The organism is Arthrobacter sp. MYb23 (genome assembly GCF_002979775.1).
GTDB lineage: Bacteria > Actinomycetota > Actinomycetes > Actinomycetales > Micrococcaceae > Arthrobacter.
This window is the reverse complement of the sequence record NZ_PCPR01000002.1, coordinates 196,767-209,764: the sequence shown is the minus strand read 5'-3', so window position 1 is coordinate 209,764 and position 12,998 is coordinate 196,767. Positions and strand designations below refer to the sequence as shown.

10 protein-coding genes and 1 tRNA gene are annotated in these 12,998 nt (G+C 62.3%); 2 read left to right on the top strand and 9 right to left on the bottom strand.

The window, feature by feature from the left end:
* Positions 1-47 precede the first annotated feature (47 nt).
* The 3 genes from hrpA to CQ020_RS24095 all read right to left on the bottom strand — a co-directional run bounded on the left by hrpA (position 48) and on the right by CQ020_RS24095 (position 5,329).
* Entirely contained in the window at positions 48-3,995 is a 3,948-nt protein-coding gene (gene hrpA, locus CQ020_RS03370; RefSeq protein ID WP_105690547.1) for an ATP-dependent RNA helicase HrpA, read from the bottom strand.
* Between the two features lie 13 nt (positions 3,996-4,008).
* On the bottom strand, positions 4,009-5,001 hold the full coding sequence (locus CQ020_RS03365; RefSeq protein ID WP_105690546.1) for a YafY family protein: 993 nt from the start codon (positions 4,999-5,001) through the stop codon (positions 4,009-4,011).
* Between the two features lie 157 nt (positions 5,002-5,158).
* Entirely contained in the window at positions 5,159-5,329 is a 171-nt protein-coding gene (locus tag CQ020_RS24095; RefSeq protein WP_175538583.1) for a hypothetical protein, read from the bottom strand.
* Between the two features lie 81 nt (positions 5,330-5,410).
* Here CQ020_RS24095 and CQ020_RS03360 point away from each other — a divergent pair, with 81 nt between their 5' ends.
* Positions 5,411-6,379 (top strand): GlxA family transcriptional regulator, encoded by a 969-nt coding sequence (locus CQ020_RS03360; protein ID WP_105690545.1) that lies wholly within the window; start codon positions 5,411-5,413, stop codon positions 6,377-6,379.
* Positions 6,380-6,450: 71 nt separating this feature from the next.
* Here CQ020_RS03360 and CQ020_RS03355 read toward each other — a convergent pair whose 3' ends face one another.
* From CQ020_RS03355 to CQ020_RS03330, 6 genes are all read right to left on the bottom strand, one after another.
* Complete coding sequence (locus CQ020_RS03355; protein WP_105690544.1) at positions 6,451-6,753, bottom strand: protealysin inhibitor emfourin; 303 nt, start codon at positions 6,751-6,753, stop codon at positions 6,451-6,453.
* 80 nt (positions 6,754-6,833) lie between these two features.
* Positions 6,834-7,874, bottom strand: a complete 1,041-nt coding sequence (locus CQ020_RS03350; RefSeq protein ID WP_258141712.1) for a M4 family metallopeptidase — start codon at positions 7,872-7,874, stop codon at positions 6,834-6,836.
* 157 nt (positions 7,875-8,031) lie between these two features.
* Positions 8,032-8,104 (bottom strand) — tRNA-Arg (locus tag CQ020_RS03345).
* Between the two features lie 108 nt (positions 8,105-8,212).
* Positions 8,213-9,715: an FAD-dependent oxidoreductase gene (locus CQ020_RS03340; protein ID WP_105690543.1), complete on the bottom strand. Its 1,503-nt coding sequence runs from the start codon at positions 9,713-9,715 to the stop codon at positions 8,213-8,215.
* A complete protein-coding gene (locus tag CQ020_RS03335) occupies positions 9,712-10,584 on the bottom strand; it encodes an FAD:protein FMN transferase (protein WP_105690542.1) in 873 nt (290 codons plus the stop codon). The genes CQ020_RS03340 and CQ020_RS03335 overlap by 4 nt, the downstream gene beginning before the upstream one ends.
* 5 nt (positions 10,585-10,589) lie before the next feature.
* Positions 10,590-11,084 carry a hypothetical protein gene (locus CQ020_RS03330; RefSeq protein ID WP_105690541.1) on the bottom strand — a complete coding sequence of 165 codons (495 nt, stop codon included), beginning with the start codon at positions 11,082-11,084 and terminating at the stop codon, positions 10,590-10,592.
* A 249-nt stretch (positions 11,085-11,333) separates the two neighbouring features.
* Between CQ020_RS03330 and argS the strand changes: the two genes are divergently transcribed.
* Positions 11,334-12,998 (top strand): arginine--tRNA ligase, encoded by a 1,665-nt coding sequence (gene argS, locus CQ020_RS03325; RefSeq protein WP_105690540.1) that lies wholly within the window; start codon positions 11,334-11,336, stop codon positions 12,996-12,998.

The window sequence follows — 12,998 nt, the reverse complement described above, 5'->3', positions numbered from 1 at the left end:
ACCCGGCAGTGCTGAATCAGCACTGCCGGGTTTTTCTGTGCTGGCTGCTAGGCCGGGGCAAGCGCCTGGTTCAGGACAGTGCGGATGCGCTTCTCTGAGACGGAGTAAGCGGTGCCCAACTCCACGGCGAACAGGCTGACCCGCAGTTCTTCGATCATCCAGCGCACACGGGTTAACTCAGCGCCGGCGCGGCGACCGGGCAGCAGCGCGGACACGGCGTCGTCATAGTCATCCTCCAACGCCTGAACGACTGCCATATTCAGGCTGTCACGTTGGACGTTCCCTGGAAGTTTTTCCAGCCTCTTCTCGATCCCCTGAAGGTACCGAGGCAGTTGGCTGAGTTGACCGTAGCCCGTCTGTGCCACAAAGCCCGGGAACACCAGTTGCTCCAGTTGACTCTTCATGTCATTGAGGGCGCTGATCAGATGCAGACTGGCGTTGGACTTCAGCTGCTTCTGGATGCGCCGGGTACTGGCCAGGATGCGTTCGACTATCGCAGTCACCGTGAAGACGGTGTCGATCAGTTCTGCCCGGACAACCTCATACAAAGCATCGAAGGATTGCATGTCCCATGGCAGATCCTGGGGGACCAGTTTGTCGATTGCTGCCAGAGCGCAGTCCGCGATGAGTGCGCTCACGGACCCGTGCGGATTCTGGCTGAACGTCAGTTTCTCGGTGTTGCTGAGGTGCTCCAGCACGTAACGGTCGGGTGGGGGGATACGCAAGGCGAGCAGCCTGATGACACCGCCACGCATGGCGGCTTCCTGTTCCGGCCGGCTCTGGAAAACCCTGAAGGCAACGGACTTTCCTTCATCGACGACAGCAGGGAATCCCGTGACTGCGTGACCCTTGACGGTTCTGGTCACCTGACGCTCCACGGTGCCGAAGTCCCACGTTGTGATACCGCTTCGTTCGGCAAGCACCCCCTCCGCGGCGGGAGCTTCCCCGGACGCCGGGGTCCGGCCATTGGGCGCGCTAGAAGCCGCTGCTCCCTTGGCTCCCTTGGCGCGTGACGTCGTCGCGGGTGTGGCACCGAGTGATTCTGCGATGGCACGACGAGTGGCCGGCGCCAGCTTTTCCTGGAGTTCGGCAAGGTCCTTTCCTTCGTCAAACACCTTGCCCCTGCTGTCCACCACCTTGAAGCTCACCCGCAGGTGCGGCGGTACGGCATCCCAGTTCCAGGATCCGGGTGGGATGACGTGGCCGCGGAGCCGGCGAAGAACCAGTTCCAAGGAGGGCTCGAGCTCGTCAGTGGCGGGATCGAAGTCTGCTTCAAGCGCCGCAGTTGCCTGCCTCGCAACGTCAGGGGCAGGCACGAAGTTCTTCCGCACCTGCTTGGGCAACGACTTAATAAGGGCTGTGACCAGCTCTACCCGCTGGCCGGGGATCTGCCAGCGGAACGGGGCATCGTCCAACTGATTGAGGAACAGCACCGGAACCTCAGCGGTGACGCCATCGGAGGGATTGGGGGCCGAGCCGGGCGCCACGGGATGGAACTCGTAGCTCAAGGGAAGCTCGAAGCCCTTGTGCAGCCAACTCTTCGGATAGGCGGAGTCATCCAGTGACTCGGCGTCTTCGCTCATCAGTAATGATTGATCGAAGTCCAGGAGATCGGGGTCTGACTGCCGGGCGTCCTTCCACCACTTGTCAAAGTGCCTCTCGGAGACCACTTCCTTGCCCACCCGGGCGTCGTAGAACTCGAAGAGCGTCTGATCGTCCACCAGGATGTCCCGGCGCCGCATGCGGGTTTCGAGTTCTTCGATCTCCTGGAGCAGGGCGCGGTTCCGGTGGAAGAATTTATGGTGCGTTTTCCACTCGCCCTCCACCAGGGCATGGCGGATGAACAATTCGCGTGACAGCTCCGGATCGACGCGCCCGTAGTTGACGCGGCGGTTGGGGATGATGGGTACGCCGTACAGCGTCACTTTCTCGTGGGCCATGACGGCGCCCTGCCGCGAAGACCAATGCGGTTCACTGTAGGACCGCTTCACCAGGTCCGGCGCTACTTGCTCGGCCCATAGGGGATCGAACTTGGCGGCAACTCGAGCCCAGAGGCGGCTTGTTTCCACCAGTTCCGCCGCCATGACGAACGTGGGCGATTTCTTGAACAGCGCTGAACCGGGGAAGATGGCGAATCGGCTACCGCGGGCACCGGCGTACTCACGCTTGCGCTCATCCAAGAGGCCGATGTGGCTCAGTAATCCGGAGAGCAAGCTGATGTGGATGCCCTCGTAGTTGCCTACAGGATCTGCTTCCCGTTTATTGTCCAGCGCGATGCCGAGGGGTTTGGCCATTTGACGGAGCTGGGTGAAGAGGTCCTGCCACTCACGGACACGCAGGTAATTGATGAACTCATTCCGGCACAGCTTGCGGAACTGGGTGGAGGAGAGCTCGCGCTGCTTTTCCTGGAGGTAGTTCCACAGATTGAGGAAGCCGGTGAAGTCCGAGAGCTCATCGCGGAAACGTGCATGCTTTTCCGCGGCCAGCTGTTGCTTGTCTGTTGGCCGTTCCCGGGGGTCCTGGATGGTGAGGGCAGCCGCCAGGATCATGACCTCGCGGACACAGCCACGCTTGCCCGCCTCCACGATCATCCGGCCCAGCCGTGGGTCCACGGGCAGCTGGGCAAGTTTCTGCCCGACGGCGGTCAGGCCACTGCCGCTGCGACCACTGCCGGCCGCGTCACCGGACTTGGGCGTGGTCAAGGCGCCGAGTTCGCGCAGGAGGGTGACGCCGTCGTTGATGGCCCGTGAGTCCGGTGGTTCCACGAAGGGAAAGTTCTCTACATCCTTGGGCCCGCGGGCCACTCCCATGGCGGTCATCTGCAGGATGACGGCAGCGAGGTTGGTCCGGAGAATCTCCGGGTCCGTGAACAGCGGACGCGACTCGAAGTCCTCTTCGGAGTACAGGCGGATGGCAATGCCCTCGGACACGCGCCCACAGCGGCCCGAGCGCTGGTTGGCCGAGGCCTGGGAAACGCGCTCAATGGGAAGCCGCTGGACTTTGGTCCGGTGTGAGTACCGGGAAATGCGGGCGGTGCCGGTGTCGATCACGTACTTGATGCCGGGTACGGTCAGAGACGTCTCTGCCACGTTGGTGGCCAGGATGATGCGACGTTTTCCGCCGGGGTTGAACACCCTGTGCTGTTCCTGCAGGCTCAAACGGGCGAAGAGGGGCAGGACTTCCGTTCCCGCAAGGCGCTTGTTGGTTTGGATGCGGCCGTTGATCGCCTCTGCGGCATCCCGGATCTCGCGCTCACCGGAGAAGAAGATGAGGATGTCGCCGGGCGCTTCCTTGGCGAGCTCGTCCACTGCATCGCACACGGCGTCCAGAGGATCGCGGTCCTCTTCGAGTTCGTCGTCTGAGGTATCGTCATCCCCGCCGGCCGGCTGGGACAAGGGCCTGTACCGGATCTCCACCGGATACGTCCGTCCGGAGACCTCGATGATCGGTGCCGGGTTCTCTTCGCTGCCGAAGTGCTCGGCGAAACGTTGGGGATCGATGGTGGCCGAGGTGATGATGACCTTGAGGTCCGGGCGCTGGGGAAGGATGCGCTTGAGGTAGCCCAGAATGAAATCGATGTTGAGGCTGCGCTCATGAGCCTCGTCGATGATGATGGTGCTGTACTTCCGCAGCAGTTTGTCCCGCTGGATCTCCGCGAGGAGGATGCCGTCCGTCATCAGCTTGATCTTGGTAGACGCGCTGACCTCGCCGGTGAACCGAACCTGGAAACCCACTTCCTGGCCAATCTCCACGTCCAGTTCAGAGGCGATTCGCTCGGCTACAGTACGGGCCGCCAGCCGGCGTGGCTGGGTGTGCCCGATCAGGCCCTTGTCTCCAAGGCCAAGTTCGAGGCACATTTTGGGGATCTGTGTGGTCTTACCCGAGCCGGTCTCGCCGGCAATGATGGTTACCTGGTTTGCGGCGATGGCCGCCATCAGATCCTCGCGGCGCTCGGAGACGGGCAGCTCTGCGGGGTAGGAAATATGAAGTGTCATGGCTGCAGCCAGTCTACTGTGGCTTGGGTCCCGCGTCCGCTGCGTCCGTCACAGTGCCGGCTGCAGCACTCAGCCGCTGCGAAAGCTCCATGGCGTAGGACTTGAATTCACCAGGCTCGAGGATCTCGAAGTCCATGTCCAGTGCGGCCAGATACGCCGCCGGGGCGGCCAGGTTGTCCCAACCGGACCTTAGTATCGTGTTCGCCGCACCATCAGCAGCCAGCGTGGCGTACTGGGAATTCACGACGGCGGCCACCTCGGCCAGGGGCGCGCGGAGCCGCACCACGACGTCGAACCTGTACGGCGAGCGGGTGATGGACTGCTGCACGTAGGCGGCGAGGTCCTCCGCGGGCAGGAGGCGTGGAGTGTATCGCTTGCGTTCCGATGGCAGCGAGGCAAGACGGTCCGCCCGGAAGGTTCTCCAGTCCTCCCGCTCAACGTCCCACGCCACCAGATACCAGCGCCGGCCAGTGTCCACCAACCTGTAGGGCTCCACCAGCCTGCGTGCTGATTCGCCGTCGGACTTGACGTACTCGAATGAGATTTGCCGCCTGTCCGATATCGCGGCGGAGACGACTGTCAGCTGTTGAGGATCAACAGTTCCTGCATTGCTCGGAAGGGTAGTGACGGCGGCCTTCAGCATGGCGAACTTGGGACGCAGCCTGGACGGCAGGACCTGCTCCAGCTTCGCCAACGCCCGGACTGAAGCCTCGCCTATGCCGGCTACGGGCCCGGCAGCCACAGAGTTCAATCCCAGGGCCACCGCCAGGGCTTCATTGTCATCGAGGAGCAGTGGCGGTAGCTGCGCACCTGCACCAAGTTGATAGCCGCCCGCGATTCCCGGTGATGCGTGAATGGGATATCCCAGATTCCGCAGTTTGTCGATGTCGCGGCGGACGGTCCGCTCGGTCACGCCCATTCGATCAGCGAGTGCCGGGCCCGTCCATTCCCGACGCACCTGCAATAGCGATAACAACTGGAGGAGCCGGGCAGACGTTTGGATCATGCAAGTGAATCTAGCTCATGGGACATCCGCAGGGACCCTGGGTTGGCATGGGACGACACAGGGACGCCCGCCGTTCGAGAAATCCTGCAGAATTCCATGAACGGGCGGGCGTCGGTTGGTTGTGGCGTGGTGGACCTCGCAGTGGGCTGGCATGCCCCTAGTAGATGCGGGGGTTCCAGTACGGGCTGCTCGGAGCGTCGAAGGCGCTCCAGGGTTCCTTGGAGTTGATGGGCGGGTTGTGTCCGCGTCCATCCTTCAACAGGGCAGAAATGGTAGCTGCGACGGCGGTGATGAGGACGATGAAGAGGATGATTCCGAAGATTTCCATGTCTCAAGCCTGCTCCTGTGGCGCATCAAGAAACAGTGGCAGAAATGCCCCATATGGACGATTTTCTGCCACACTGGAGATATGTTGAAATCAGTGGCGGTGATCGTTGTACCCAACTTCTCGATCTTCGAATTCGGCACGGCTTTCGAAGTCTTCGGCATCGACCGATCGGACCGTGGTGCCGGGGTGCCGGCGTTCGATTTCCGAGTGGTAGCCCCGGAACCGGGCGATATTCGCATGAAGTCCGGGCTGTCCTTGCACGTGAACCTGGGACTCGAGGCAGCGGCCGACGCGGACCTTGTCATCATGGCCCCCTTTGGGCATGACCAGGACGTGCCTGAGTCGGTCATGGATGCCTTGCGGGCCGCGCACGCGCGCGGTGCATGGGTGATGTCCATCTGCTCCGGTGCCTACGCCCTGGCCCGTGCAGGTCTCCTCGACGGACGTCGGTGCACCACGCACTGGCACTATTCCCAGGACCTGGCCAGCCGGTACCCTGCCGCGATCGTGGATGAGAACGTCCTCTATGTACAGGACGGGACCATCATCACCAGTGCCGGTACGGCCGCCGGAATCGACGCTTGCCTCCATCTGGTCCGTGAGGAGTTGGGGGCGAACGTTGCTGCCGCGATCGCACGCGACATGGTGGTCCCGCCACATCGCGACGGTGGCCAGGCCCAGTTCATTGACCGCCCCATGCCCCGCTGCGGTTCAGCGCCCATGGAGGCGTTGCTGCGCTGGATGGTTGAGCACCTCGACGAAGAGCACAGCGTGAACGATCTGGCGGCACGGCTCCACATGTCTCCCAGAACGTTCGCACGCCGATTCCGGGCGGAAACCGGGGCGACGCCAGCCGCTTGGCTGAACTCGCAACGTGTGCTGAGGGCGCAGGAACTGTTGGAAACCACTGAGTTGAACATCGACGAAATTGCCAGGGAAGCAGGATTCGGCCATTCGGTGCTGCTGCGCCACCACTTCACCAAGGTGCTGGATACCAGCCCACAAAGCTACAGGCGGGCCTTCCGGGGGCAGTTGGCAGAAGCCATCTGAGGCAGCTGCGGGGGAGCGTTCGCTGCAGGCATTGCAGGGTGGCTGCCAGCCCGAGCTGCAGCGCTTTGGCTTTAGCGGCGGCTACCCAGCTGGCCTTGTGATTCTGATCCTTCAGCTTTGGCGCATTCCACCAGTTCCTGCCAAGGGCCCGTGACGGCGCGGTCCGGGAGCGTGGCACGGCGTTGGCCCGCCCTGATGGAGTACATGAACCGGTCCGGCTCGTTGGCTAACCGGGCTTGGCTCTTGGCTTCATCCCAAGGGCAAGCCTCCACGATGGGAACCCATCGGTCTTTGTCATCGGGGGACACTGCGTCCACGCTCCAGACGCGAGTCATCGCTGCGATTCCCCCACTGCGTTGGACCGTGATCTTCATGACCGGCTGCTTCTCGTTCTTTTGCTCCGTAGCCAGCCAACGGCAGGGACGGAAGCGAACAGTCCGGCCCTGCCAGCTGACTAAACCTTGACCTTCACAGTCTCCCACGCCTTCAGGACGGCGTCATGCTCCGCTGAACCGGAACCGAAGAGTTCTTCGGCGGTGGCCACGGTGGTCTTGGCAAATTTTCCAAACGTGCACGTCGCGGGGAGGCTACCGCTGGTCAGTGTGCCGTACCAGATCTGGCCCGGCGCCTCCCACGCATTGCCACCAAGTTCTGTGGCCACCACATAGAAAGCCTTGTTGGGGATTCCGGAGTTGATATGCACTCCGCCATTGTCAGCACTGGTCCGCACGTACGTATCCATGGAGTCCGGCTGGGGATCCTTGCCGAGGACGTCGTCGTCGTAAGCAGTGCCCGGAGCCTTCATGGAGCGTAAGGCGGCGCCTTGGACCTGGTCGGTGAAGAGTCCCTCACCGATGAGCCAACTGGCTTGCTCCGCAGAATCCTTCTTCAGATACTGCTCCACAAGGACGCCGAACACGTCAGACATGGACTCGTTCAGCGCACCGGCCTGGTTCCGGTAGGCCAGGTTGGCAGTGTATTGGGTCACCCCGTGAGCGAGTTCGTGCCCGATGACGCTGAGGGACTTGGTGAAGCGCTGGAAGATCTGCCCATCGCCATCGCCGAAAACCATTTGGGAGCCATCCCAAAAGGCGTTGTCATAGAGCTTCCCGTAATGGACAGTTGCATCCAGAACGAGGCCGGCATCGTCAATCGAGTCCCTGCCGAAAACCTCGCCATACAGGCGATGCGTGCTCCCGAGGCCGTCATAGGCCTCGTCGGCGGCCACGTCCCCAACAGGTGCCGCCCCTTCTTTTCGGATCACACGTCCCGGCAGCGATTCTGAAGACTCAGCATCATAAATGGTCCGCTTCGGCGGGCCGGGCTTGGCCTGGCGGGCACTGGGTGGCGCAGGCGGGATGGGAGCTGTGCGGATGGCTTGCAAGTCTTTGATGTGCAGCAGTGACTCTTTGGCTGCCCTGGCAACGGCCCGCAGCCGGGGCTCGTTTTGGGCGGCTATCTTGCGAAGCATGTACGGCGGAACGATCGAGCACATCACGGCAAACCCCTTTGGCTATCGGTATGACCAACTGAATTCAGCCTAGGAGCAGGGGCGGACATTATTGCGGTTCAGGACCGGCAAGCCCCGAACTGATAGTGAGTATCCGGCACACAAAAATACCCCGCCAGCAATGCTGGCGGGGTATTCAATGTGCCCTCGATAGGATTCGAACCTACGGCCTTCTGCTCCGGAGGCAGACGCTCTATCCCCTGAGCTACGAGGGCATCCAGGGTTCCCTCCGTTGCCGGTGGGACGTCCTAGAGCTTAGCAGCCACTGCGCCGCAAATGAAAACCCGGCGCCACCGCGGCGAGCCCGGCCCTGGCCCTGCCAATCAGTAGCCCGCAAACGAGTCCACATGGACCCGGCGGGCTCCTGCACCGCGTGCTGCCGCACGCAGCGAATCCACGCTTGCCGGGGAACCGGAGACAAACACTTCCCGATCCCCAATGTCCGGAACCAGCTCCTTCAGGCGCGGGGCCTCGATCCGGGTGGCGCCGGCGTCGAGCATGAAGTCCGGGGGAGCGGACCCGTCCGCGAGCCGGGCTATTACCTTGGCACCGGACGCTTCCAGTTGCTCCACACAGGCCAACTCATCCCGGCTCTTCGCGAGGTAAAGCACCACGGCGTCGCGTGCGGCGCCCTTGGCCGCCAGCTGCGACAGGAAGGGTGTGATGCCGATTCCCGCGGCGATGAGCAGGACTGGCTTCCCGGCGTCGTTCGGAAGGACAAAGTCCCCACCCACGGCTGTTGCCGAAATGCTGTCCCCGGGTCGAAGCGCAAGCAGTGCCTTCTTGGCTGTGGAGAGGGGCTCGGCCGTACCCACGCCGAACGTGATGTCCTCCGCACCGGGCGCGCTGGTAATGCTGAAGACGCGACGACGCCCTTTGCCGTCAGAGCCTGCATGGGGAAGGTTCAGTTCCATGAACTGCCCCGCTGCGAAACGCACCGGCCTCTGCGGTTCGAACCTGAATTCAGTACTGTCAGAGGTGAGGGGGCGTGAACCCTTGAACGTCAGATGGACGCCACCGCGCTGTCCCAGGAAGAAGGCAATGAGGTTGCCCAGCAACAGTGCCAGTTCCGGGGAGTTGGCAATGAAGCCGAAGTTGTAGGGCACCGCGAAGACAACACCCACGACGGCGGCCAGTCCCAGCTGCTGCCAGCGACGGGGCGGCAGCGTGAGGGGCTCCGAGAGCATGAAGCCTACGAAAAACAGCAGCGGCCGTTGCGCCAGGGACTGCCACAGGGCCTGGCCCAACGTCATATTGCGGCCCAGCAGCTCCACCGTGATGATGCTGGTGGCAGCCACCAAAAAAACGGTGGCCATCAGCATCTTCCGGGTCCGGTAAAGGACCATCACTACTCCAGGAACCAGTATCCAGAGCATGGCAGGCGTTGCCGCCCACCATGTGGCGATGTTCAATCCGGTCAGCCCCGTGATGAACGCGCCCACCGCGGCCGGGTTGAAAATATGGCGCCCTCGGAAGGCCAGGGCATACTTGGAGACGCTGGCCAGCACGCAAGCCAAGGCAACGCCCGCCATATCCATCACTCCGAAGGCAGGCCAGAACAGGAAGTACAGCAGCAGCCCGGTGATCAGCGAGGACTCCGTATGGGGTTTGACCCCGAAGAGCAGGGCAAGCAGCCGGCTGGACGCATAGGTCACGGCCAGGCAAAGAACCAAATGAACCAGCATCTCTGGCAGGCCGAAGGTCAACCACCCCAGGATGTTCAGGATCATGCTGTAGGCCGCAAGCACGCCCAACACCCAGAGAATCAAGCGGTACATGGTGAAGCGGCCCAACCAGGTGTCCACTCGGGACTTAGCGGCAATCATGTGAACAGTCTCCCCTCAAAACGGGTCGAAAACGTGGCGGCACCGCTGGAGGACACCTTAAGCCAGGAGAATTCAAATTCCTCCTCCACCCGAGGAGGCTCAAGCATGAACAATGCGGTGGCCAGTGCGTCCGCTTCCAGGGCGCTCGCCGCAATGGTCCAGGTAGCCACCGTGGTGTCAATTGGTGTGCCAGTGGTCCCATCCAGGACATGATGGAGACCATCGCCCCATGTACGGCGGTTGGAAGCCGAAGCGCAGAGGGCCGCGTTGTCCAGCACCACAGTGCCTATGGCCTGCCGCGGGTTATAGGGATGCTCCAGGGCAACGGTGACCGGATGATTGCCGGCGTGCAGCATGTCGCCGCTTCCGTCCACCAGGAAATCGGCATGGCCGCTCTGGTGCAGGACTTCGCCCAGAAGGTCTACAAGTTGGCCCTTGCCGGCGGCCCCCACGTCCAAGACCACCGGCGCTTGTGCGGCCAGCTCCGTGCCGTTCCAGTCAAGGACGTCTTCCCACCGGGGTGGGGCCAGGGGATTTCCGGCAGGAGTAAGCGTGTAAGCGGAGTCATACCCCAGCCGCTCCAGGCTGCTGCCGATGAGCGGGGTCATGGCGCCATCGCTGAGGCGATACAGCGCGGAGTACACCTCCTGGAGGGCGGTGGCATGCTCCGGCAGCGTTATCCGGCCTGGTCCGCGGGACACTCCGGAGACCAAAGAGTCGGGCCTGAACCGCGACCACGTCTGGTCGTACTCTGCAACTGTCTTATGCAATTCGCCCCGGACTGCGGGAGCAATCTCGACCGGCGTCGAAATCTCCCACTGCGTACCGATCCCTTCGAAACTGAAGGTCCTCCAGCCAGGGTGCGGCATGGCCGTTACTTGGCCTTGGACTTGATCTGTTCCACGGCTTCGTTGAAGCCACCGGAGGTCAGCGAAGAGCCAGCCACCTTGGAGACGTTGAGGTCGTCGATGTCCTTGCCCACAATCTGCGCGGCGATGCCACCGGCGAATTCACCCTGGAACTTCTTGGTATTGGGGTTGGAAGGGTGGACCGTGATGTTGACCGCAGAAACCTTATCGGCCGCCAGTGTTAGTTCAACACCCACAGTTTCCTGGCCATTGGGCGAGGTGTACGTGCCGTCAGAGCTGTAGGTTCCGTCCTTATAAGTGGACCCGCCTGTTGAAGCGACAGCCGTAGATGATGACGTGGCTGCAGATGTCGGGGTGCCGGTTGCGGCCTGACCACCATCCTGGGTAGCCGGGGTCTGGGTTGTGGGCGCTGTGGTGGTGGGGGCGCATGCCGCGGCTGTTCCGATGATGGAGAGGCCCGCGAAACCAACGTAGAGGCTCTTGCGGAGTGGCGTAGTCATGATTCTGCTCGTTTCAACTGGACAAGAAATTCGTCAATGGTCATTTTCGTCAGGGTTGCTGCGTTTACCGGGATGACCAACGGGTTTCCGGATCCGAGGCCACCTCCTACGTGTTCACAACGTTGAATTCAGCGTAATGGTTCAGTCTGTGCCCTCCGACAGCCATTCCTGTGATTGGTCTGTGTCCACGGTATCCACATACGGGACCCTCAATTCCGCGACTTTGCGGGCCCCCGGTAGGCTAGAAGCGTGACTCCCGAAGAACTCTCTGCTGCCATATCCGCCTGCCTTAAGGACGCCGTCTCTACCGGCGAAATTACCTTGACGGAATCTGCTGTGCCCGATTCCGTGCGAGTGGAGCGACCTAAGAACCGGGATCATGGAGACTGGGCCACCAACATCGCCCTGCAGCTCTCCAAGCAGGCCGGCATGAATCCACGCGAATTCGCGGGAATTCTCAGCAGCCATCTGCAGGGCATTCCCGGTGTCACGGGCGTGGAAATTGCCGGTCCCGGCTTCCTCAACATCACTGTGGATGCCGCCACTGCCGGTGTCCTTGCCAAGGCCATTGTTGAGGCCGGAACCAGTTACGGCACCAACCAGGCGCTCGCGGGCCGCGTGGTGAATATGGAGTTCGTTTCGGCGAATCCCACGGGTCCGCTCCACATCGGGCACACCCGCTGGGCGGCCTTGGGCGATGCGGTTGCCCGGGTCCTGCGCGCCTCCGGTGCCGACGTCACCGCCGAGTATTACATCAACGACGCCGGCTCGCAGATGAACGTCTTTGCCAACTCCGTCCTCTCCCGGCTTCACGGCCGCGGCGTTCCGGAGGGTGGTTACCCGGGCGAATACATCCGTGAACTTGGCGACGAAGTCCTCAAGGCGCACCCCGGCATCCGCGAGCTGACCGACGAGGCAGCTTTGCCCGTCATTCGTGCCGCTGCGTACGAGGCCCAGATGGCGGACATCAAGACCACCTTGGCGGAGTTCGGGGTGGAGTTTGATGTCTTCTTCTCGGAGAAGGAACTGCACGACGCCGGTGCCATCGAATCCGCCGTCGCCCGCCTTCGCGAGCAAGGCCACGTGTTCGACGACGGCGGTGCTGTTTGGTTGCGCACCACAGACTTCGGCGACGACAAAGACCGTGTCATGATCCGTGCCAATGGCGAACCCACCTATTTTGCTGCGGACGCCGCGTACTACCTCTCCAAGAAGGACCGCGGCTTTACCGAAAAGATCTACCTGCTCGGCGCAGACCACCATGGGTACATCAACCGCCTTAAGGCCATTGCGGCCTGTGCGGGCGATGATCCCGAGGTCAACATCGAGGTCCTGATCGGACAACTTGTGTCCGTCAACGGTGCCAAGTTGTCCAAGCGTGCCGGCAACATCATTGAGCTCAAGGACCTCATCTCCTGGCTTGGCAAGGACGCCGTCAGGTACTCCCTGGCCCGTTTCCCGGCCGATTCGCCTCTGACGCTGGATCCGGAACTGCTGAAGAAGCACAGCAACGAGAACCCGGTGTTCTACGTGCAGTATGCCCACGCCCGGTCCCGTGGCACGGCACGCAACGCTGCCGAGGCCGGGGTGGAGCGCCAGGTTGATGGAGTGGATGCCTTCGACGCCTCTCTCCTGGACCACGCCACGGAAAACGAGTTGCTGTCCTACCTGGGCAGTTATCCTTCCATCGTGGCCAAGGCCGCCGAACTGCGCGAGCCGCACCGCGTGGCCCGCCACCTTGAGGTCATTGCCGGCGCCTACCACCGCTGGTATGACGCCTGCCGGGTGTCGCCGCAGGGCGACGATCCCGTTCTGGATGTCAACCGCACCCGCCTGTGGCTCAATGACGCCACCAGCCAGGTGCTTGCCAATGGACTCGAACTGCTGGGCGTTTCGGCGCCGGAACGGATGTAG